Annotated in this window: 16 protein-coding genes; 9 read left to right on the plus strand and 7 right to left on the minus strand. The window is 72.2% G+C overall.

Features of this window, described 5'->3' with window-relative positions:
- Window positions 1-432: 432 nt before the first annotated feature.
- Window positions 433-1,278: an HAD family hydrolase gene (locus ACFRAV_RS07870; protein ID WP_382552556.1), complete on the plus strand. Its 846-nt coding sequence runs from the start codon at window positions 433-435 to the stop codon at window positions 1,276-1,278.
- A gap of 411 nt (window positions 1,279-1,689) precedes the next feature.
- On the opposite strand, the gene ACFRAV_RS07875 is transcribed toward ACFRAV_RS07870, so the two are convergent.
- Window positions 1,690-2,514 carry an oxidoreductase gene (locus tag ACFRAV_RS07875; protein ID WP_382552558.1) on the minus strand — a complete coding sequence of 275 codons (825 nt, stop codon included), beginning with the start codon at window positions 2,512-2,514 and terminating at the stop codon, window positions 1,690-1,692.
- A 196-nt stretch (window positions 2,515-2,710) separates the two neighbouring features.
- On the opposite strand from ACFRAV_RS07875, the gene ACFRAV_RS07880 reads away from it, so the two are divergent.
- Window positions 2,711-3,691: an ATP-binding protein gene (locus ACFRAV_RS07880; protein ID WP_382552560.1), complete on the plus strand. Its 981-nt coding sequence runs from the start codon at window positions 2,711-2,713 to the stop codon at window positions 3,689-3,691.
- Window positions 3,692-3,802: 111 nt separating this feature from the next.
- Here ACFRAV_RS07880 and ACFRAV_RS07885 read toward each other — a convergent pair whose 3' ends face one another.
- A complete protein-coding gene (locus tag ACFRAV_RS07885; RefSeq protein WP_382552561.1) occupies window positions 3,803-5,146 on the minus strand; it encodes a hypothetical protein in 1,344 nt (447 codons plus the stop codon).
- A 346-nt stretch (window positions 5,147-5,492) separates the two neighbouring features.
- Here ACFRAV_RS07885 and ACFRAV_RS07890 point away from each other — a divergent pair, with 346 nt between their 5' ends.
- The 6 genes from ACFRAV_RS07890 (at window position 5,493) to ACFRAV_RS07915 (ending at window position 14,169) form a co-directional block, all read left to right on the plus strand.
- The gene (locus tag ACFRAV_RS07890; protein WP_382552562.1) at window positions 5,493-7,784 is read left to right on the plus strand and encodes a SulP family inorganic anion transporter; all 2,292 of its coding nucleotides are present in this window, start codon (window positions 5,493-5,495) and stop codon (window positions 7,782-7,784) included.
- Between the two features lie 669 nt (window positions 7,785-8,453).
- A complete protein-coding gene (acs, locus tag ACFRAV_RS07895; protein WP_382552564.1) occupies window positions 8,454-10,454 on the plus strand; it encodes an acetate--CoA ligase in 2,001 nt (666 codons plus the stop codon).
- Window positions 10,455-10,686: 232 nt separating this feature from the next.
- Window positions 10,687-12,084, plus strand: coding sequence for a Na+/H+ antiporter NhaA (nhaA, locus tag ACFRAV_RS07900; RefSeq protein WP_382552566.1), 1,398 nt, complete (start codon window positions 10,687-10,689; stop codon window positions 12,082-12,084).
- Between the two features lie 186 nt (window positions 12,085-12,270).
- A complete protein-coding gene (locus tag ACFRAV_RS07905; RefSeq protein WP_351113615.1) occupies window positions 12,271-12,771 on the plus strand; it encodes a phage holin family protein in 501 nt (166 codons plus the stop codon).
- Window positions 12,768-13,721, plus strand: coding sequence for an alpha/beta fold hydrolase (locus ACFRAV_RS07910; RefSeq protein WP_382552567.1), 954 nt, complete (start codon window positions 12,768-12,770; stop codon window positions 13,719-13,721). Before ACFRAV_RS07905 ends, ACFRAV_RS07910 begins: the two co-directional genes overlap by 4 nt.
- Before the next feature lie 268 nt (window positions 13,722-13,989).
- Complete coding sequence (locus ACFRAV_RS07915; RefSeq protein ID WP_382552568.1) at window positions 13,990-14,169, plus strand: hypothetical protein; 180 nt, start codon at window positions 13,990-13,992, stop codon at window positions 14,167-14,169.
- 165 nt (window positions 14,170-14,334) lie between these two features.
- On the opposite strand, the gene ACFRAV_RS07920 is transcribed toward ACFRAV_RS07915, so the two are convergent.
- The 3 genes from ACFRAV_RS07920 to nth form a co-directional block, all read right to left on the minus strand.
- Window positions 14,335-15,534 (minus strand): MarP family serine protease, encoded by a 1,200-nt coding sequence (locus tag ACFRAV_RS07920; protein ID WP_382552569.1) that lies wholly within the window; start codon window positions 15,532-15,534, stop codon window positions 14,335-14,337.
- 84 nt (window positions 15,535-15,618) lie between these two features.
- Complete coding sequence (locus ACFRAV_RS07925) at window positions 15,619-16,335, minus strand: NUDIX hydrolase (RefSeq protein ID WP_382552570.1); 717 nt, start codon at window positions 16,333-16,335, stop codon at window positions 15,619-15,621.
- Between the two features lie 91 nt (window positions 16,336-16,426).
- Complete coding sequence (nth, locus tag ACFRAV_RS07930; RefSeq protein WP_382552572.1) at window positions 16,427-17,320, minus strand: endonuclease III; 894 nt, start codon at window positions 17,318-17,320, stop codon at window positions 16,427-16,429.
- Window positions 17,321-17,648: 328 nt separating this feature from the next.
- Here nth and ACFRAV_RS07935 point away from each other — a divergent pair, with 328 nt between their 5' ends.
- Complete coding sequence (locus ACFRAV_RS07935; RefSeq protein WP_108956964.1) at window positions 17,649-18,323, plus strand: Crp/Fnr family transcriptional regulator; 675 nt, start codon at window positions 17,649-17,651, stop codon at window positions 18,321-18,323.
- 94 nt (window positions 18,324-18,417) lie between these two features.
- Here the strand turns inward: ACFRAV_RS07935 and ACFRAV_RS07940 are convergent, their stop codons facing one another.
- Window positions 18,418-19,248, minus strand: a complete 831-nt coding sequence (locus tag ACFRAV_RS07940) for an MBL fold metallo-hydrolase (RefSeq protein ID WP_382552574.1) — start codon at window positions 19,246-19,248, stop codon at window positions 18,418-18,420.
- Window positions 19,245-20,123, minus strand: a complete 879-nt coding sequence (locus ACFRAV_RS07945; RefSeq protein WP_382552575.1) for an NUDIX hydrolase — start codon at window positions 20,121-20,123, stop codon at window positions 19,245-19,247. The genes ACFRAV_RS07940 and ACFRAV_RS07945 overlap by 4 nt, the downstream gene beginning before the upstream one ends.
- Window positions 20,124-20,259 lie beyond the last annotated feature (136 nt).

The following is a 20,259-nucleotide window of genomic DNA, read 5'->3' on the forward strand; positions in this document are numbered from 1 at the left end:
CTTCGGAAACACCGTGTGGCACAACGGAAAAAGAAGTGGATCTTGGTGGAAAACGGGGGACAACCCGGCGAATGTGCATATCGGGTTCACCCCCACGAGCGATGCGCGAGGGCATGACTCACCGGCGCGCGGAGCCGCCGCGAAGAGGCAACCCGGCCGCATCCCCTCGATTACCGACAGTCACCACTCGCGGGCACGCAAAAGGCGGCCGGACCCTCTGCGAGAGAGGGTCCGACCGCCTGGCCCGGGGGGCGAAAACCCGTCCGGACATGCGACGACCCCCGCCGGGGGGGAGAGCGGGGGTCGTCATCCACGATCCGACTCGGGGGGGGAGGAGCCGGACCGGGTTAGCACGGTCGCGAACGATCCGTGACTTCCATGGTGTACCCGAGAGGCTTCTCAGGCAAACCCACGCGCCACACCTTACGCCGAATGGCTGCCCCCTATGCTCGCCTTGTGGAAAACCACTCCTTGCCCCGCACCGCGGCCTTCTTCGACCTGGACAAGACGGTCATCGCGAAGTCGAGCACGCTCACCTTCGGCAGGTCCTTCTACCAAGGCGGACTGATCAATCGCCGCGCCGCCCTGCGCACGGCGTACATCCAGTTCGTCTTCCTGGCGGGCGGCGCCGACCACGACCAGATGGAACGCATGCGGAAGCACATGTCCGCCATGTGCCGCGGCTGGGACGTCCAGCAGGTCAGGGACATCATCGCCGAGACCCTGCACGACCTCATCGACCCGATCATCTACGACGAGGCCGCCTCGCTGATCGAGGAGCACCACCTGGCCGGACGTGACGTGGTGATCGTCTCGACCTCCGGGTCGGTGATGGTCGAGCCGATCGGCGAGATGCTGGGCGCCGATCGGGTGGTGGCCACCCGGATGGTGGTCGGCGACGACGGCCGCTTCACCGGCGAGGTCGAGTACTACGCCTACGGCCCCACCAAGGCCGAGGCCATCCGCGAGCTGGCCGCGTCCGAGGGCTACGACCTGACCCGTTGCTACGCCTACAGCGACTCGGCGACGGACCTGCCCATGCTGGAGACGGTGGGCCACCCGCACGCCGTCAATCCGGACCGGTCGCTGCGCCGTGAGGCGCTGACCCGCGGCTGGCCGATCCTCGACTTCAGCCGACCGGTCCGCCTGAAGCAGCGGGTACCGAACTTCACGACCCCCTCCCGCCCGGTGCTGGTCGCCGCGGCCACGGTCGGCGCCGCGGCGGCGGCCGCCCTCGTCTGGTACGCCACCAGCCGCAGGCGGGCGGCCTCCGTCTGACAGCCCCCGGCGCCCCGCACGGCCGTCGCACGGCGCGGAGTGTTCGAGCGAATTATTTGAACGGCAAATCAAACGAATTCCGACAAGGGTTCACACAGGCCGCACAACAGGAGTACAAAGGACTTAACGGCCCGCGAGACCGGGGACATCCGACGGGATGACCTTCGCAACGCAATGGCCCCACGGACCGCAGCATGAACGACCGGGCACCCACGCGACGTCGACCCGTCGATTACGGGCCAGCCGCACCAGGCCACGGGAGAAAGTTCCCGGCCTGATGGGCGACTTACGAGGACGCTTGGTAACCCGGCGGCGACATGCGAGCGGCGGCACGAGAACTCGTGCCGCCGCAACCCTGTGCGAGCCCGTGGCGGGGCGGTCGGACCCCGACCCTCACCCGCCGGCCGCGCCTCAGGCGGCGCCGCGCTGCAGCGCCTCGCAGACAGCCGTCGACTCCCGGGCGCCCAGCTCGACCGCCTTGCCGCAGTGCGTGATCCAGGCGCTCATCCCCTCCGGAGTCCCGGAGACGTAACCGTCCAGGGCCGCCCGATAGGCGGCCCGGCCCAGTTCCGCGTGCCCCACCTCGGCCGGACAGATCGACTTGGGGTCCAGCCCGCTGCCCACCAGGACGATCCGCTCGGCGGCCCTGGCCACCAGACCGTTGTGCGAGCGGAACGGCCGCAGCGCGAGGATCTCGCCGTGCACCACCGCGGCCTTGACCAGGGCAGGCGCCGAGCCGCCGTCGATGACGAGCCGGGCGAGCCCGTCCAGCCGTCCGGCGACCTCGTCCGCGTCGGGCAGCGGCAGCTCGATCAGCGGCTCGTCGACCGTCTCGCCGGCCAGCCGAGGGCGCCCGATGTCGTCACCGCCGCCCGCGGCCGCCACCAGGTGCAGGCGGGCCAGCACCCGCAGCGGTGACTGACGCCAGATGGACAGCAGTTGGCCCGCCTCCGCGGTGAGCCGCAGCGCGGCGCCCACCACCCGGGCCTCGTCGTCACCGCTGAAGTCGGCCCTGCGGCGGACCTCCTCCAGCGCCCAGTCCGCGCCGGCGAGCGCGGCGGACCCACGCGCCCCACGCAGAGCGGCCTCGGACGTGATCTCGTTGCTGCGGCGACGCATGATGCGGTGGCCGTACACCCGGTCGACGTACTTGCGGACGGACTCCACGGAGTCGGCCACACCGGGAAGGGACCCCAGGGCCGCGAGCGGGTCGGCGGACGCGCCAGTCGTACTCATGAGTACGAGATTACGCGCCCTCACCCGGCCCCACATCGCCCGGTCCGGCGCCCCGCCCGGGGAGCACCGGAGCAAGTGACGGCGAGGGACGAGCCTTGACCGCCGTTCCGGCGAAGGCCCCACGATGGAGTGGTCGTCAGGACGATTACCGGCGGATCCGCCACACACAGCGATGATTCCACTACGCTAGGTGAACATGAAAATTGCTTTCGTCGGCAAGGGCGGCAGCGGCAAGACGACCTTGTCCTCGCTGTTCGTACGCCATCTCGCAGCCTCCGGGGCGCCGGTCATCGCCGTGGACGCGGACATCAACCAGCACCTGGGAGCCGCGCTCGGCCTCGACGAGACGGAGGCCGCCACCCTGCCCGCGATGGGCCGGCACCTCACCCTCATCAAGGACTATCTGCGCGGCGCCAACCCGCGGATCACCTCCGCCGAGGCGATGATCAAGACCACGCCGCCCGGCGAGGGCTCCCGCCTCCTGCGCGTACGGGAGCAGAACCCGGTGTACGAGGCATGCGCCCGCCCGGTCGAACTGGACGGCGGCGCGGTCCGCCTGATGGTCACCGGCCCCTTCACCGAGTCGGACCTGGGGGTGGCCTGCTACCACTCCAAGACCGGCGCCGTGGAGATGTGCCTGAACCACCTGGTCGACGGGCGCGACGAGTACGTCGTGGTGGACATGACGGCCGGCTCCGACTCGTTCGCCTCGGGCATGTTCACCCGATTCGACATGACCTTCCTGGTCGCCGAGCCCACCCGCAAGGGCGTCTCGGTCTACCGCCAGTACAAGGAGTACGCCCGGGACTTCGGGGTCGCTCTCAAGGTCGTGGGCAACAAGGTGCAGGGCCCCGAGGACATCGAGTTCCTGCGCGCCGAGGTCGGCGACGACCTGCTGGTGACGGTCGGCCACTCGGACTGGGTCCGGGCGATGGAGAAGGGCCGGCCCCCGTGCTTCGACCGACTGGACGCCGCCGACCGGGCCGCGCTGGAGGCGTTGCGCACCGCGGCCGACGCGCGCTACGAGGCGCGGGACTGGGAGCGGTACACCCGCCAGATGGTGCACTTCCACCTCAGGAACGCCGAGTCCTGGGGGAACGCGAGGACGGGGACCGACCTGGCACAGCAGGTGGACCCCGGCTTCGTCCTCGACGAGCGGGTGAGCGAGCCGGCCTGACCCTTCGGCGCCCGGCCTCTCGGGCGATGACGCCACGGGGTGCGGTCGGGGTTTCCGGCCGCACCCCGTGGCGAGCGGTGCCGCACGACGTCCGACGAGGGCGAGGTGCGGTCAGCGGCCGGGAGCCTGCGCGGCAGGAGCCGCGGGATCCACAGGAGCCGCAGGAGCCGCAAGGGCGGCGGGATCCGCAGGAGCAGCGGGATCCGCGGGAGCGGCGGGATCCGGGGGAGCTGCCGGGGACGTCATGAAGCGCTGCCAGCCTCCCTGGGGCGCCTGTCCGATGCCGAGCGTCCGCAGCTTGGCGATCGTCTGCGGATCCTGCGCGTCCAGCCAGTCCGCGAGCTGCCGGAACGAGACGCAGCGCACCTCGGGCTGAGTGCACACTCCCTTGACGACCTCCTCGACCGCCCGCATGTAGACACCGCCGTTCCACGACTCGAAGTGGTTGCCGATGATCACCGGCGCCCGGTTCCCGTCGTACGAGCGGCGGAAGGCGGTCATCAGGCCGTCCCGCATCTGGTCGCCCCACTGCTGGTGCATGGCCGGGTTGCCACGGGTGCTGCCCCCGGACTGGTTGACCATGAAGTTGTAGTCCATGGAGATGGTCTCGAAGGCGCGGCCGGGCACCGGGACCATGTGCATGGACAGGTCCCACAGCCCGTCCTTCCGCTCCGGCCAGACCTGCTCGCGGACACCGCTGGTGTCGTAGCGCAGGCCCAGTTCGCGGGCGGCCGCGCGGAAGTTCTGCTGCCCCTCCAGGCAGGGCGTCCGGCCGCCGACCAGTTCCTTCTCGTAGTCGAACGGCAGTGGCTGGGCGTTCTTGAGACCGGTGTTGGTCTTCCAGGTCTGCACGAAGCTCTTGGCCTGCGCGATCTCGCTCTTCCACTGCTCGACCGACCAGCTGCCGACGCCGTTGCCCCCGCAGAAGTGGCCGTTGAAGTGGGTGCCGATCTCGTTGCCCTCGAGCCATGCCTGGCGCAGCTGCTCGACGGTGGCGGCCACCCCCTGGACGTCGTTGAAGCCGATGTCGGAACTTCCCACGGAGTGCCCGGGAGGCTGATAGAGGGAACGTTTCTCCTCCGGCAGCATGTACACGCCGCTGAGGAAGTAGGTCATGGTGGCCTTGTTCTCCGCGGCCACCTTCCGGAAGTGGGAGAAGAGCTTCTGCCCGTCCTCGCCGGCGCCGTCCCAGGAGAAGACGACGAACTGCGGAGGACGCTGCCCGGGCTTGAGCCGCTCGGCCTTGGGCAGATGGGGCTGCGCCCCGGTATAGGCGGTGGACCCGTCCCCGATGAGACGGACCACCTGCGGCGCCTTCTTCTGCGCGCCCTTCTTGGGGCCCGCCGCACCCTGGGCGCCTGCCGCGCCGTCGGCCCCTGCTCCACAGCCGGCCAGTGACACGGCGCAGGCCGCCGCCGCCACGAGCACGGCGACAGTTCTCCGGTTGGCGGTCATCTCCCGCCCCACCTTCTTCCTTCGCTCAGACCGAGCGCCCACTGAGGCGCTCCCCGGTGGACCGCCGGAGGCCCGGCGGAGCCGTCACGGTCGCACGATGAAGCGAAAGAATTTATATGACAAGCCGATGAAAATGACCCTTCACCCTTTTGGATGACTTATCAGGCCATTTGCCCGTTTTCTCTGTACGAGCTCTTTACTCAGAATTACTGTTCGTTTACTGAGAGTTGGCACGCGCCGCATCCGCACGGTATGCGGTCGGCCCGGTGCCGCAGTCCAGTGCCGTCGTCCGCGGTCGCGGCGAGCCTTCGCGCGACCGCGCCGTCCCGGAGGAGAAACGCGCATCATGTCCACCAGCGTTCCCGACCGCGCCGAGGCCCACGAGGCCGGGCGCATCCACCGCCCCCACAGTCCGCCGCCCCGGTGGCGTCGCCTCAGGATCGCGCCCGCCGACCTGTCCGCCTCGGTCACGGTGTTCCTGATCTCCCTGCCGCTCTCGCTGGGCATCGCGCTGGCCACCGGCGCTCCCCTCCAGGCCGGCCTGGTGGCCGCCGCCGTGGGCAGCCTGGTCGCCGGCCGTCTGGGCGGCGCCCCGCTCACCGTCAGCGGGCCCACGGCCGGACTCACCGTGGTCACCGCGGACTTGATCCAGCAGTACGGATGGCGCACCACCTGCGCCGTCACCGTCCTCGCCGGCGTGACCCAGGTGGCCCTCGGCTGGCTCCGGGTGGCCCGCACCGCCCTCGCCGTCAGCCCGGCCATCGTGCACGGCATGCTGGCCGGCATCGGCGTCACCATCGCCGTGGCCCAGCTGCACATCGTCCTCGGCGGCACCCCGCAGAGCTCGGTCCCGGACAATCTCCGCGCGCTGCCCGCACAGTTGGCCGACCTGCACCCGGGCGCCGTCGCCGTCAGCGCCCTGACCCTGGCGGTGCTGCTCGGGTGGTCGCGGATCCCCGGCGCGGCCGGGCGGATCATGCGCCTCGTCCCCGCGGCGCTCGCCGCCATGCTGACGGCCACCGCCGTCGCCCTCGCCCTGGGGCTCAGCCTCCCCCGCGTCGACCTCCCCTCCTGGTCCAACCACGCGCTGGCCGGTTTCCCCGAGGGCCCCGCGCTGCCGCTGGCCGCGGCGGTGCTCACCATCACCCTGGTCGGCGGAGTGGAGACGCTGCTCTCCGCGGTGGCCGTGGACAAGATCGCCGCGACCCGTGGCGGCCCGCCGGTGCCGCGTGCCGACCTCGACCGGGAACTGCGCGGCCAGGGCTTCGCCAACATGGCCTCCGGCGCCCTGGGCGGCCTGCCGGTCACGGGCGTGGCGGTGCGCAGTTCGGCGAACGCCCGCTGCGGCGCGGTCAGCCGTGACTCGGCGATGCTGCACAGCCTGTGGATCGCCGCCGCGGCGCTGCTCCTGGTGCCCGTACTGGAGCTGATCCCGCTCGCGGCGCTCGCCGCCCTGGTGATGGCGATCGGCGTCCAGATGGTCTCCCTCCACCACATCCGCACGGTCAACCGCCACCGCGAGGCCTTGGTCTACGCGGTCACCGCCGTGGCCGTCACCTTCCTGGGGGTCCTGCAGGGCGTGGGCGTCGGCGTGCTCGCCGCGGTCGCGGTCGCCCTCCACCGCCTGACCCACACCCGGATCACCCACGAGGTGCTCGACGGCGTCCACCGCGTCCATGTCCGCGGCCAGCTGACCTTCCTCGCCGTTCCCCGGCTCAGCAGGGTGCTGCACCTCATCCCGGAGGGCGCCGACGCGGTGGTGGAGCTGCACGGCTCCTTCGTGGACCACGCCGCGTACGAGTCGCTCCAGGACTGGCGCACCTCCCACCGGGCGCACGGCGGCTCCGTCCGCCTCACCGGTCTGCGCACGGGCCTGACGGCCGTCGGCACACCGACCGCGGCCGAGCCCTGCCCGCCCGACCCACCGGACGCCTCCGGAGCGCCCGGCGGGCCGCCGCCCAGCGAGCACGAGCTGGTGCGCGGCATCAGCGCCTTCCAGCGGGACACCGCCCCGCTGGTGCGCAGCGAGCTGGCCAGGCTGGCGCGGGAGGGGCAACGGCCCGCGCAGCTCTTCCTCACCTGCGCCGACTCCCGGCTGGTGACGTCGATGATCACCACGAGCGGGCCGGGCGACCTCTTCGTCGTCCGCAACGTCGGGAACCTGGTGCCACCGCCGGGTGAGGAGTCGGGCGACGACTCGGTGGCCGCCGCCATCGAGTACGCGGTGGACGTCCTGCGGGTCCGCTCCATCACGGTCTGCGGCCACTCCGGGTGCGGCGCGATGCAGGCCCTGCTCGACTCGGAGCCGGGCGGCGACGGGACACCGCTGGAGCGGTGGCTGCGGCACGGGCTGCCCAGCCTGCGCCGCGTGGCCTCCGCGCGTCCTCCGGCGCGGCTGACCGCCAGGGAGCCGGCGGACGCGGTCGAGCTCCTGTGTCTCACCAACGTCGCGCAACAGCTGGAGCACCTGAAGGCTCACGAGTCGGTCGCCCGGGCCGTCGCGGAGGGGCGCCTGGAGCTCAACGGCATGTACTTCCACGTCGGCGAGGCTCAGGCCTACCTCCTGACCGAGTCGCGGGGCACGCCGGTCTTCGACGGCGTCCGGGAGACGGAGGCCGATCTGACCGGCGCGAGCTGACCGCCTGCCGTGCCGAGGCGCCCGGGCGGCGGGGCCGGTCAGGCCTCGCCGCCCGAGTGCCACCGACCTGAGCCGCCGACCCGCGCGGATCGCCGGCCGACCAGCTCGCGCGGACCGCCGGCCGACCGGCTCGCCGGGGGCCCGCCGACCGGCACGTGAGCCCGGTGAGGCGTCACCGCCGGGGGGACCGGGCGCCGATCGCCGCGGCGGAACTCGCACCGCACCACGGCCCGCCGTGCACCGCCACGGTGCCGCACCCGGCCCACCGCCACGGTCCCGCGCCGTGCCCCGAGTGCACTCCGCCACCCCGGCAGCCGCGGCCGCACCCCATCGCCTGTCCGGCCGGACGTCGCCGTCGGGCCCACCCATGGGTAGACGTCACCACCTGCGGGTAGTCCGTCCATCACGACGCGGACCGGCCCGCGCCCCGCGGGCGGCCCGGCAACGGCTCGGCGACGCCGGGCGTGCGTCGCGTCGTGGTGTCGCGCGTGGTGTCGTCCTAGAGGCGGGTCCCCCGCTGAACTCCGCCGCGCGGCCGTACGTGACAACGGATGACCGATCCGCGCAAGCCACCGCGAAGACCGAGGTCGCAGCCCCGGAGGAAACCCGCACAGGTCTACACCAATTTCCGGTCGACCCTTGTCAGTACTCCCTCCGGTCTGATGAGCTGTGGCTTGGGACACAGCGGACACCCTTGGAATGGGAGATGTCGTGAGCAACGAAAGCCTGGCCAACCTGCTCAAAGAGGAGCGCAGGTTCGCACCCCCCGCCGACCTGGCCGCCGCGGCCAACGTCACCGCGGAGGCGTATGAGCAGGCCAAGGCTGACAGGCTCGGCTTCTGGGCCGAGCAGGCCCGCCGGCTGACCTGGGCCACCGAGCCGAACGAGACGCTCGACTGGTCGAACCCGCCGTTCGCCAAGTGGTTCCAGGACGGCACCCTCAACGTGGCCTACAACTGCGTGGACCGTCACGTGGAGGCCGGCAACGGCGACCGGGTGGCCATCCACTTCGAGGGCGAGCCCGGCGACACGCGCGCCATCACCTACGCCGAGCTCAAGGACGAGGTCTCCCGCGCCGCCAACGCGCTGCTCGAACTGGGCGTCCGCCAGGGCGACCGGGTGGCCGTCTACATGCCGATGATCCCGGAGACGGCCGTCGCGATGCTGGCCTGCGCCCGTATCAGCGCCGCCCACTCGGTGGTCTTCGGCGGCTTCTCCGCCGACGCGCTCGCCACCCGCATCAAGGACGCCGACGCCAAGGTGGTCATCACCGCCGACGGCGGCTGGCGCCGCGGGAAGCCGTCCGCGCTCAAGCCCGCCGTGGACGAGGCGCTCACCAAGGTCGACGGCGTGGAGCACGTGCTGGTGGTCCGCCGCACGTCCCAGGAGGTCGACTGGACCGAGGGCCGCGACGTCTGGTGGCACGAGATCACCGAGCGCCAGTCGGCCGAGCACACCCCCGAGGCGTTCGAGGCCGAGCAGCCGCTGTTCATCCTCTACACCTCGGGCACCACGGGGAAGCCGAAGGGCATCCTGCACACCTCCGGCGGCTACCTGACCCAGGTCGCGTACACCCATCACGCGGTGTTCGACCTCAAGCCGGAGACCGACGTCTACTGGTGCACCGCCGACGTCGGCTGGGTGACCGGCCACTCGTACATCGTCTACGGCCCGCTGGCCAACGGCGCCACCCAGGTCATGTACGAGGGCACCCCCGACACCCCGCACCAGGGCCGCTTCTGGGAGATCGTCCAGAAGTACGGCGTGACCATCCTCTACACGGCCCCCACCGTGATCCGCATGTTCATGAAGTGGGGCGACGACATCCCCGCCAAGTTCGACCTGAGCTCGCTGCGGGTGCTCGGTTCGGTGGGCGAGCCGATCAACCCCGAGGCGTGGGTCTGGTACCGCGACCGCATCGGAGCGGGTTCCAAGCCGGTCGTGGACACCTGGTGGCAGACCGAGACCGGCGCGATCATGATCTCGCCGCTGCCCGGCGTCACGGAGACCAAGCCCGGCTCCGCCCAGGTCGCGCTGCCCGGCATCGCGGCCACCGTGGTGGACGACGAGGCCAACGAGGTGCCCGACGGGGGCGGCGGCTACCTGGTGCTGACCGAGCCGTGGCCCTCGATGCTGCGCACCATCTGGGGCGACGACCAGCGGTTCATCGACACCTATTGGTCCCGCTTCCCCGGCAGGTACTTCGCGGGCGACGGCGCCAAGAAGGACGACGACGGCGACATCTGGCTGCTCGGCCGGGTGGACGACGTGATGCTGGTGTCCGGCCACAACATCTCCACCACCGAGGTCGAGTCCGCGCTGGTCTCGCACCCGAAGGTCGCCGAGGCGGCCGTGGTGGGCGCGGCCGACGAGACGACCGGCCAGGCGATCGTCGCCTTCGTCATCCTGCGCGGAACCGCCTCCGAGGACGACGGTCTGGTCGACGAGCTGCGCAACCACGTGGGCGCGACGCTCGGCCCGATCGCCAAGCCCAAGCGCGTCCTGCCGGTCGCGGAGCTGCCCAAGACCCGCTCCGGCAAGATCATGCGCCGCCTGCTGCGGGACGTGGCGGAGAACAGGGCCCTGGGTGACGTGACCACGCTGACCGACGCGGGCGTCATGCAGCTCATCCAGGACAAGCTGCCGTCGGCGCAGAGCGACTCCGACTGAGGCGACAGGACCCCGACACAGCCGGGAGCGGGCCGCCGGGGCGGCCCGGGCTCCGTGTGAGAACGCGACGGAGCCCGGGCCGCCCTGCCACTTCCCCGCCCCATTGGGTAGGCTGATGATCGCGTCTTGTGTCTCCGTGCTCTCAGCGTGGTGACGAAAAGACCTCAGGTGCGCCGGGAAGTCTGGTCGGCATGAGTACAGCCGTGCCCCGACCACCCTGGAGAGCGCCCTCATGGCGAAGCCCGAGCGCACCACCGGCTCCGCGCCGAACCAGGCCTTCCGCAGGGTCTCGTTGCGCGAACGCGGTTTCCTGGCCGACGCCCTGCGTACCGAGACGGTCGGCGGCGTCCTGCTCCTCCTCGCCGCGGTCGCCGCGCTGGTGTGGGCGAACGCACCGGGCATCAGCGGCAGCTACGAGTCCTTCAGCAACATCCACATCGGGCCCTCCGCCCTCGGTCTCGACCTGTCGATCGAGCACTGGGCCTCGGAGGGCCTGCTGGCGGTCTTCTTCTTCGTGGCCGGCATCGAGCTCAAGCGTGAGCTGGTGGCCGGCGATCTCAAGGACCCCAAGGCGGCCGCCCTCCCGGTGATCGCGGCGGTCTGCGGCATGGTCGCGCCCGCGCTGGTGTACCTCGCGGTCAACGGCGCCATGGGCGGGTCGGCGTCCGGCTGGGCTGTCCCGACCGCCACGGACATCGCCTTCGCGCTGGCCGTCCTCGCGGTGATCGGCACGTCGCTGCCCTCGGCGCTGCGCGCCTTCCTGCTGACCCTCGCGGTGGTCGACGACCTGCTCGCCATCGTGGTCATCGCGATCTTCTTCACCCACCACCTGAACTTCGCCGCCCTGGGCGGGGCTGCGGCCGGGCTGGCGGTCTTCTGGTTCCTGCTCCGCAAGGGCGTCCGCGGCTGGTGGATCTACGTGCCGCTCGGCCTGGTGATCTGGGGCCTGATGTACAACAGCGGCGTCCACGCGACGATCGCCGGCGTGGCCATGGGCCTGATGCTGCGCTGCTCGCGCCGCGAGGGCGAGGACGTCTCGCCCGGCGAGCGGATCGAGCACTTGGTCCGGCCGCTCTCCGCGGGCCTGGCCGTGCCGCTGTTCGCGCTGTTCGCGGCGGGGGTGCCGGTGGCGGCGGGCGACCTCGCCGCGGTGTTCACCCAGCCGGAGACGCTGGGCGTGACGCTGGGCCTCGTCGTCGGCAAGACGGTCGGCATCTTCGGCGGCACCTGGCTGGCCGCCCGCTTCACCCGCGCCGCCCTCAGCGACGACCTGGCCTGGGCCGACGTGTTCGCCCTGGCCACCCTCGCGGGCATCGGGTTCACCGTGTCGCTGCTGATCGGGGAGCTGGCCTTCGAAGGCGACGCCGAGCTCACCGAGCACGTGAAGGCCGCCGTCCTGGTCGGCTCGCTCCTGGCGGCCCTGCTCGCCGGCGTGCTGCTGCGGCTGCGCAACGCCACGTACCGGCGGCTGACCGAGGAGGAGGAGCGGGACGAGGACAGCGACGGGATCCCGGACGTCTACACCCAGGACGACCCGGAGTACCACCTGCGGATGGCACGGATCCTGGAGCGCAAGGCCGCCGAGCACCGTCGCCTGGCCGAGACGATGGCGGCCGAGCGACGCGAGTGAGGGCGCGCACCGTCCTGCCGGGCTCCGCGGCTTCTGCCGTGACTCTTCTTCAGGTCTTCGCCCGGGGCGACGTACACCGGAGGTGATCGCGGGTACCTCTACTACCGGCCGGTGCGCGCAAGGTTCGTGCGGGTCCGGCATGATCTGACTGGACGGTACAGAACTCGGCAGGAAAGGGAGTCCGCGATGAGCGCACCCGACGGCAACCCGGTCGGCACCGAACGCAGCATGGGTCAGCTGTTCGCCACGGCGTCGACCGAGATGTCCGCTCTGGTCCAGGACCAGATCGCCTACGCGCGGGCGTTGCTCAAGCAGGACGTCAAACGAGGCGCAACCGGCTCGGCCCTCTTCACCGTGGCGCTGGCCCTGCTGGTGTTCTCCCTGCCGATGCTCAGCTTCGCCCTGGCCTACGGCATCCACACCTGGTCGGAGTGGAACCTGGCGATCTGCTTCCTGCTCTCCTTCGCCGCCTCCCTCGTCGTCGCCCTCGTGCTGGTGCTGATCGGCATGGTCTTCGTCAAGAAGGCCAAGAAGAGCCGCGGCCCGCAGCAGGTGAGCGAGGAGATGAAGCGGACCGCCGAGGTGCTGCAGAACGCCAAGCCGCACCCCCGCCCCGCCGTGGCGCCCGCCGCCCCCGCCGACCTGTACGCCAAGCAGCTCGACTCTGTGGCACGCTCGTCGTCATGACCGAACCGGCCACTCCCTCGGCGCAGCCCGCCTCGGCGGTGCGGATCGACCTGCCCGACGGCAGGAAGGTGATCCACCGCGACGTCGCCGCCAACGGCGCCCGCTTCCACATCGCCGAGCTGGGCGACGGCCCGCTGGTCCTGCTGCTGCACGGCTTCCCGCAGTTCTGGTGGACCTGGCGCCACCAGATGAGCGCCCTCGCCGACGCCGGCTTCCGCGCCGTGGCGATGGACCTGCGGGGCGTCGGCGGCAGTGACCGCACCCCCCGCGGCTACGACCCCGCCAACCTGGCGCTCGACATCACCGGCGTGGTCCGGTCGCTGGGCGAGCCCGACGCCGCCCTGGTCGGTCACGACCTGGGCGGCTACCTGGCGTGGACGGCGGCGGCGATGCGGCCCAAGCTGGTGCGCCGACTGGTGGTCTCCTCGATGGCCCACCCCCGCCGGTGGCGCTCGTCGATGCTGTCCGATCCCCGGCAGTCCTCGGCCGGCTCCCACATCTGGGGGTTCCAGCGGCCCTGGGTCCCCGAGCGGCAGCTCACCGCCGACGGTGGGGAGCTGGTCGGCCGTCTGATCCGCGAGTGGTCTGGGCCGGGCGGCGGGCCCGACGAGCAGGCTCTCGAGGTCTACCGGCGGGCGATGTGCATCCCGTCCACGGCCCACTGCTCGGTCGAGCCGTACCGGTGGATGGTGCGGTCCCTGCTGCGCCCCGACGGCCTGCAGTTCAACCGGCGCATGAAGCGTCCGGTGCGGGTGCCGACACTGCACCTGCACGGTTCGCTGGACCCGGTGATGCGCACCCGCACGGCCGCGGGCTCCGGGGAGTACGTCGAGGCGCCCTACCGGTGGCGGCTCTTCGACGGCCTCGGTCACTTCCCCCACGAGGAGGACCCGGCGGCGTTCTCCACCGAGCTCGTGAACTGGCTGAAGGACCCCGAGCCGGACCGCTGAGCGGGCTGCCGGGTGGACGGCTGGACGGACCGCGGGGCGGACGGCTGAGCGGGCTGCTGGGCGGACGACAGGACGGGACAGGCGCACGGGCGCACACCGGCGCGCCCGCGGCGCACGCGCGCCCCCTGCCCCGGAGCCGTCCGAGCAGGTGACCGACCGATATCCGGACCCGGCTTCCTGTCCTACGAACAGCCCATGCCCGGCGCATAGGCCAATTGGGGACGTCCGACGCGGTTATCGACCTTGGGCCAGGGGCACACGTCGGGGTATGGGCTGGACGTACGACTTCAGTGACGCAGCACGTGACCGCCGCTCGGCCGACGGGCCGGGCGGCCGCCGCCGTGGGGCCTCACGGCCACCGGCAACCGACCTCGGCGTAGGCATCGGCGGCATACTGCGCCGGCGCGCCCGGTGGGTCTCCGTGCGCCTGCGCCAGCAGCGCGCCTGACCTGCCTCGCACCGTCTTTCCTCAGACCGACTTCTTCGTCTGCTTCGCACCGACGACCGGCGCCGTCCGGCGCGCGATCTCCCGACGGGGAGCTCCCGGCAACGGGGTCTCCCGGCCGGGTGACCCCGCGCGCCGGGCGGTGTCACCGGGGCGGCGCGGGCCTCGTCACAGGGCGCACTGGTCGCTGTCCACCTGCTGGTCGGCGCGACGGCCCTGCTCGATGTCGTCCTCGATCTCGTCGACGGTGAGCGCGTAGCCGGTGTCCGGGTCGTCCAGCGACTTGGCGAACACCACGCCGGCGACCTCGCCGCGCGGCGTCAGCAGCGGCCCGCCGGAGTTGCCCTGCCGCACCGTCGCGTAGAGCGAGTAGACCTGGCGCTGCACGGTGGAGCGGCGGTAGATGTCCGGCCCGTTGGCCGGGATCTGCCCGCGCACGCGGGCCGCGCGGACGTCGTAGCCGCCGTTCTCCGGGAAGCCGGCGACGATGGCGTCGTCGCCGCTCCGCGCCGGCTGGGAGGCGAACCGCAGCGGTTTGGCCGTCAGGGCCGGGACGTCGAGGACGGCGATGTCGCGCCGCCAGTCGTAGAGCACCACCGTGGCGTCGTAGCGGCGGCCCTCGCCGCCGATCTGCACGGTCGGCTCGTCGACCCCGCCGACGACGTGCGCGTTGGTCATCACCCGCTGCCCGGCGAAGACGAAGCCGGTGCCCTCCAGCACCTTGCTGCATCCGGACGCGGTGCCCATGACCTTGACGATGGAGCGCTTGGCCCGCACCGCCACCTCGCTCTCGACGAGCGCCGCGTCCGGCGGGGCGACCTCGCGGATCGGCTCGTTGGCGAAGGGGCTGAAGACCTGCGGGAAGCCGTTCTGGGCGAGCACGGAGGAGAAGTCCGCGAACCAGGTGTCGGCCTGCTCCGGCAGCGTCTGCGAGACCCCCTGGAGCACCTGGGAGGTGCGGACCTGCTTGCCGACGGTCGGCAGCGTCGTCCCGGCCAGCGCCGAGCCGATCAGCCAGGCCACCAGCAGCATGGCCACCACGTTGACCAGCGCGCCGCCGGTCGCGTCGAGCGCGCGGGCCGGCGACCAGGTGATGCGGCGGCGCAGCTTGCCGCCCCAGTGCGTGGTCAGCGCCTGCCCGACGGAGGCGCAGACGATCACGACGATCACCGCGACCACCGCCGCGACCGTGCTGACCTGCGAGTTGTCCGTGAGCGCGTCCCAGACCACCGGGAGCAGGTAGACCGCGATCAGACCGCCGCCCAGGAAGCCGATCACCGACAGGATGCCGACCACGAAGCCCTGGCGGTATCCGACGACCGCGAACCAGCCGGCGGCGATCAGCAAAAGAATGTCCAGCACGTTCAACGCTTCACGCCTCGCCTCGTCCTCTCCCGGCCACCGCACCTCGTCCGCCGGGGCCCACCTCGTCCCTTCCCGTCGGGGTCCCCGTCACGACCTGCGGTCGAGGGACACCTCGCGGTCGCGGTCCCAGGGCAGTTCCCATCCCGCGAAATGCAGCAGACGGTCGATGATCCCGGCGGTGAACCCCCAGACGAGGGCGGACCGCACCAGGAAGGCGGGACCACGGTAACCGCTCGGGTGAACCGCCATCGCCCGGTTCCCGGCGTCGGCGAGTTCGTCGATCGGGACGGTGAAGACGCGGGCCGTCTCGGCCGGGTCGACCACCCGCACCGCGCTGGGCTCCCGCCACCAGCCCAGAACCGGCGTGACGACGAAGCCGCTGACCGGGATGTAGAGCTTGGGGAGCGCGCCGAAGAGCTGCACGCCGGCCGGGTCGAGGCCGGTCTCCTCCTCGGCCTCGCGCAGCGCGGCGCGCAGCGGACCGTCGGTGTGCGGATCGCCGTCCTCGGGATCGAGGGAGCCGCCGGGGAACGAGGGCTGACCGGCGTGCGAGCGCAGCGATCCGGCCCGCTCGGTCAGAAGGATCTCGGGGCCGTCCTTCCCGTCGCCGAACAGGACGAGTACGGCGGACTGCCGCCCGCGCCCGTCCTCGGGCGGCAGGAAGCGGCTCAGCTGGCGCGGCTCGACCCTCTCGACGGCCTCGGCCACCGGTTCGAGCCAGGAGGGCAGCCCCCGGGCGGACAGGCCGATGCCGCCGCCGGACACGGTCGTCGCACCGCGGTCCGCGTCGCTCGCACGTGTCATCGCCACCCCGGTTCCGTGTCGCACGCCCCGCCGTTCAACGTCTCGTGATCCGCCCATCGTTCCCCACGCCGGGTGCCGCCCGGCGGTTCCCTCATTCCTTGCCCAGCGGCGGGGCGGGGATGCCGCCGTGGTCCAGGTACGACTGCGGGGGCTTCAGCCGCTGGCCGGGGAAGCCGCCCTTCTCGTACTTCAGCAGCTTCTTCGCCTTCTCCGGGTCCGTCTCGCCCTCCCCGTACGCGGGGCAGAGGTCGGCGATCGGGCAGGCGCCGCAGGCGGGCTTGCGGGCGTGGCAGATGCGGCGGCCGTGGAAGATCACGTAGTGCGACAGCATCGTCCAGTCCCGCTTGGGGAAGAGCGTGCTCATCTCGGCCTCGATCTTCTCCGGCTCGGAGGCCTCGGTCCACCTCCAGCGGCGCACCAGACGCATGAAGTGCGTGTCGACGGTGATGCCGGGGCGGCCGAAGGCGTTGCCCAGCACCACGAAGGCGGTCTTGCGGCCCACGCCGGGCAGCTTGACCAGCTCCTCGAGCTTCCCGGGCACCTCGCCGCCGAACTGCCCCACCAGGGCCTTGGACAGGCCCATCACCGACCGGGTCTTGGCGCGGAAGAAACCGGTGGGGCGGAGGATCTCCTCCACCTCCTCCGGGTTCGCCGCAGCGAGGTCCTCGGGGGTGGGGTACTTGGCGAACAGCGCGGGGGTGGTCTGGTTGACCCGCAGGTCGGTGGTCTGGGCGGACAGCACGGTGGCCACGAGCAGCTGGTAGGGGTTCTCGAAGTCCAGCTCGGGGTGGGCGTACGGGTACACCTCCGCCAGCTCGCGGTAGATACGGCGGGCCCGGCGCACCAGGGCGACGCGGGTCTCCGGCTTGGCGGCCCGTCGCGCCGCGGGCTTTCCGCCCGCGCCCTGCTTGGCGTCCGCCTTCGCGGCCCTCGCGCCCGCCTTCGCGGTGGCGCCGGCCGGCTCGCGGGTCTCGTCGTCCGCCACGTTCGTCGCTCCATTCGTGGTCTGTTCGCCGACGGCGGAATCACCCGGTCCGATCACCCGGTCGGACCGCCTGGGCCGTGTAGTCGTCGGCGTTTCGGACACCCGGCCAGCCTAAGGCTCCGCATGGACATCCGCCGCGTACCCCGGGGATCACGGCTCAATTGGGCCCCTGGCGCGATGTCTGGCACACCAGTGCGGCATCCTTGTGACAGATCACACTGTTTGGACCCTCCGGCAAAATGGGGAACCAGGACCCCTGGACGACCGGTGGTACGGACGGTAACCGGGGGGACAGGATTCCCTGAGCAGGTCGAATAGGAGAGATCTCGTGGACGACGTTCTGCGGCGCGCCCCGCTCTTCGCGGCGCTCGATGACGAGCAGGCCGCGGAGCTCCGCGCGTCGATGAGTGAGGTGACCCTCGCACGCGGCGACGCGCTGTTCCACGAGGGCGACCCGGGTGACCGCCTGTACGTGGTCACCGAGGGCAAGGTGAAGCTCCACCGGACGTCTCCGGACGGCCGCGAGAACATGCTGGCGGTGCTCGGCCCCGGTGAGCTGATCGGTGAGCTGTCGCTCTTCGACCCGGGCCCGCGTACGGCGACCGCCACCGCGCTGACCGAGGTGAAGCTGCTGGGCCTCGGCCACAGCGACCTCCAGCCCTGGCTGAACGCCCGCCCGGAGGTGGCCGCCGCCCTGCTGCGCGCCGTCGCCCGGCGCCTGCGCAAGACCAACGACCAGATGTCCGACCTGGTGTTCTCGGACGTGCCCGGCCGCGTCGCGCGCGCCCTGCTCGACCTGTCGCGCCGCTTCGGCGTGCAGTCCGAGGAAGGCATCCACGTCGTCCACGACCTCACGCAGGAGGAGCTGGCCCAGCTGGTGGGCGCCTCCCGCGAGACGGTGAACAAGGCGCTGGCCGACTTCGCCGGGCGCGGCTGGCTGCGCCTGGAGGCCCGTGCGGTGATCCTGCTGGACGTCGAGCGGCTGGCGAAGCGCAGCCGCTGAGCCGCGCTTGCGCCGCGCGGACGTCGTGCGGTCGGAGTGCGGCCGTCGCGCGGCCGTCGCGCGGACGAAGCAACCCCGAGGGAGCACGGGCCGGTCAGACCAGCCCGTGCTCCCTCAGGTATTCCAGCTGGGCGCGGACCGACAGTTCGGCCGCGGGCCACAGCCCGCGGTCCACGTCCGCGTAGACGAGCGCCACGACCTCCTCGGCGCTCCGGCAGCCGCTCTCCACGGCCGTCTCCACCTGGGCCAGCCGGTGGGCCCGGTGCGCCAGGTAGTACTCGACCGCGCCCTGGGCGTCGTCCAGGACCGGGCCGTGGCCCGGGAGCACGGTGTGCACGCCGTCGTCGACGGTGAGGGAGCGCAGTCGCCGGAGCGAGTCCAGGTAGTCGCCGAGCCGCCCGTCGGGGTGGGCCACCATCGTGGTGCCGCGGCCCAGGACGGTGTCGCCGGTGAGGACCGCGCGGTCGGCGGGCAGGTGGAACGAGAGCGAGTCCGAGGTGTGGCCGGGGGTGGGCACCACGCGCAGCTCCAGCCCCTCCAGCTCCACCACGTCGCCCGCCGCCAGGCCCTCGTCACCGAGGCGCAGCGACGGGTCCAGGGCGCGGACCTTGGTGCCGGTCAGCTCGGAGAAACGTTTCGCTCCCTCGGCGTGGTCCGCGTGGCCGTGCGTGAGCAGGGTCAGCGCGACCCGGCGTCCGGAGCGCTCCACGGTGTCGATCACGTCGGCCAGGTGGCTCTCGTCCAGCGGACCCGGGTCGACGACCACGGCGAGCCGGGAGTCCGGCTCGGCGAGCACCCAGGTGTTGGTGCCGTCGAGGGTCATCGGGGACGGGTTGGGCGCGAGCACGTTGACGGCACGGGCGGTGGCGCGCCCGGAGGCGACGACGCCGCGGGGCTGTCCGGGCAGGGCGGCGGCGTCCGTCATGCGGCCGGTCCCTCCGCGGCGCCGGCGGTCACCCGCTTGGTGAACTCCTCGTGCCCGGGCCAGACCAGCTCGACCACGCCGTCCACCAGCCGTGCCTCGGCCAGCACCGGGGTCATGTCCCGCCCGGAGGCGGCGGCCAGCGCGTCGGCGGCCGTGGGGTGGGTCTCCAGGGTGCGGAGGGTGGAGATGGTGGGCGGCATCATCAGCAGCTCGCCCTTGTCGTACCCGGCGGCGGCGTCCGCGGGGCGGGTCCACACGGTGCGGTCGGCCTCGGTGGAGACGTTGCGGGCGCGCTGACCCTCGGGGAGCACGGCGACGAAGAAGAAGGTGTCGTAGCGGCGGGTCTCGAACTCCGGGGTGATCCAGCGGGCCCAGGCCCCCAGGAGGTCCGAGCGCAGCACGAGGCCGCGGCGGTCGAGGAACTCGGCGAAGGAGAGTTCGTGCCCGGCCAGGGCGGCACGGTCCGTCTCCCAGTCCTCGCCGGTGGTGTCGCCGACCACGGTGTCCTCCGTGGGGCCCGCCAGCAGGACGCCGGCCTCCTCGAAGGTCTCCCGCACGGCGGCGCAGACGATGGCCTGGGCGGCGGGCTCGTCGACGCCGAGGCGGTCGGCCCACGCCGCGAGGGAGGGGCCCGCCCAGCGGACCTGGCGGTCGTCGTCACGGGGGTCCACGCCACCGCCGGGGTAGGCGTACGCGCCGCCGGCGAAGGCCATGGAGGCGCGGCGGCGGAGCATGTGCACCGCGGGGCCCTGGTCGGTGTCGCGCAGCAGCATCACCGTCGCGGCGCGGCGGGGGGTCACGGGGGTGAGGGTGCCGGCCGCGAGGGCGCGTATGCGCTCGGGCCACTCCGGGGGGTACCACTGACCATTCGCCATGCGGGGAGGCTATCCGCCGCGGGACGAATCTTCGAGGGGGGACCTTCGCCCGGGGGGCCAGGTCACGGGGCCAGGTCAGGGGGACGGGCCCGTGCGGGCGGAGTGCGGCCCCCGTGCGGGCGGAGTGCGGCCCCCG

The organism is Streptomyces sp. NPDC056600, from assembly GCF_042792855.1.
In the GTDB taxonomy this organism is placed as follows: domain Bacteria; phylum Actinomycetota; class Actinomycetes; order Streptomycetales; family Streptomycetaceae; genus Streptomyces.

Excerpts from the sequence above, each read along its gene's own strand:
- ACFRAV_RS07870 (WP_382552556.1), top strand. The coding sequence starts at position 433 with ATGGCTGCCCCCTATGCTCGCCTTGTGGAAAACCACTCCTTGCCCCGC.
- ACFRAV_RS07940 (WP_382552574.1), bottom strand. The coding sequence starts at position 19,248 with ATGACGGACGCCGCCGCCCTGCCCGGACAGCCCCGCGGCGTCGTCGCC.
- ACFRAV_RS07890 (WP_382552562.1), top strand. The coding sequence starts at position 5,493 with ATGTCCACCAGCGTTCCCGACCGCGCCGAGGCCCACGAGGCCGGGCGC.
- ACFRAV_RS07880 (WP_382552560.1), top strand. The coding sequence starts at position 2,711 with ATGAAAATTGCTTTCGTCGGCAAGGGCGGCAGCGGCAAGACGACCTTG.
- ACFRAV_RS07910 (WP_382552567.1), top strand. The coding sequence starts at position 12,768 with ATGACCGAACCGGCCACTCCCTCGGCGCAGCCCGCCTCGGCGGTGCGG.
- ACFRAV_RS07905 (WP_351113615.1), top strand. The coding sequence starts at position 12,271 with ATGAGCGCACCCGACGGCAACCCGGTCGGCACCGAACGCAGCATGGGT.
- nhaA (WP_382552566.1), top strand. The coding sequence starts at position 10,687 with ATGGCGAAGCCCGAGCGCACCACCGGCTCCGCGCCGAACCAGGCCTTC.
- ACFRAV_RS07875 (WP_382552558.1), bottom strand. The coding sequence starts at position 2,514 with ATGAGTACGACTGGCGCGTCCGCCGACCCGCTCGCGGCCCTGGGGTCC.
- ACFRAV_RS07945 (WP_382552575.1), bottom strand. The coding sequence starts at position 20,123 with ATGGCGAATGGTCAGTGGTACCCCCCGGAGTGGCCCGAGCGCATACGC.
- ACFRAV_RS07925 (WP_382552570.1), bottom strand. The coding sequence starts at position 16,335 with ATGACACGTGCGAGCGACGCGGACCGCGGTGCGACGACCGTGTCCGGC.
- ACFRAV_RS07885 (WP_382552561.1), bottom strand. The coding sequence starts at position 5,146 with ATGACCGCCAACCGGAGAACTGTCGCCGTGCTCGTGGCGGCGGCGGCC.
- ACFRAV_RS07915 (WP_382552568.1), top strand. The coding sequence starts at position 13,990 with ATGGGCTGGACGTACGACTTCAGTGACGCAGCACGTGACCGCCGCTCG.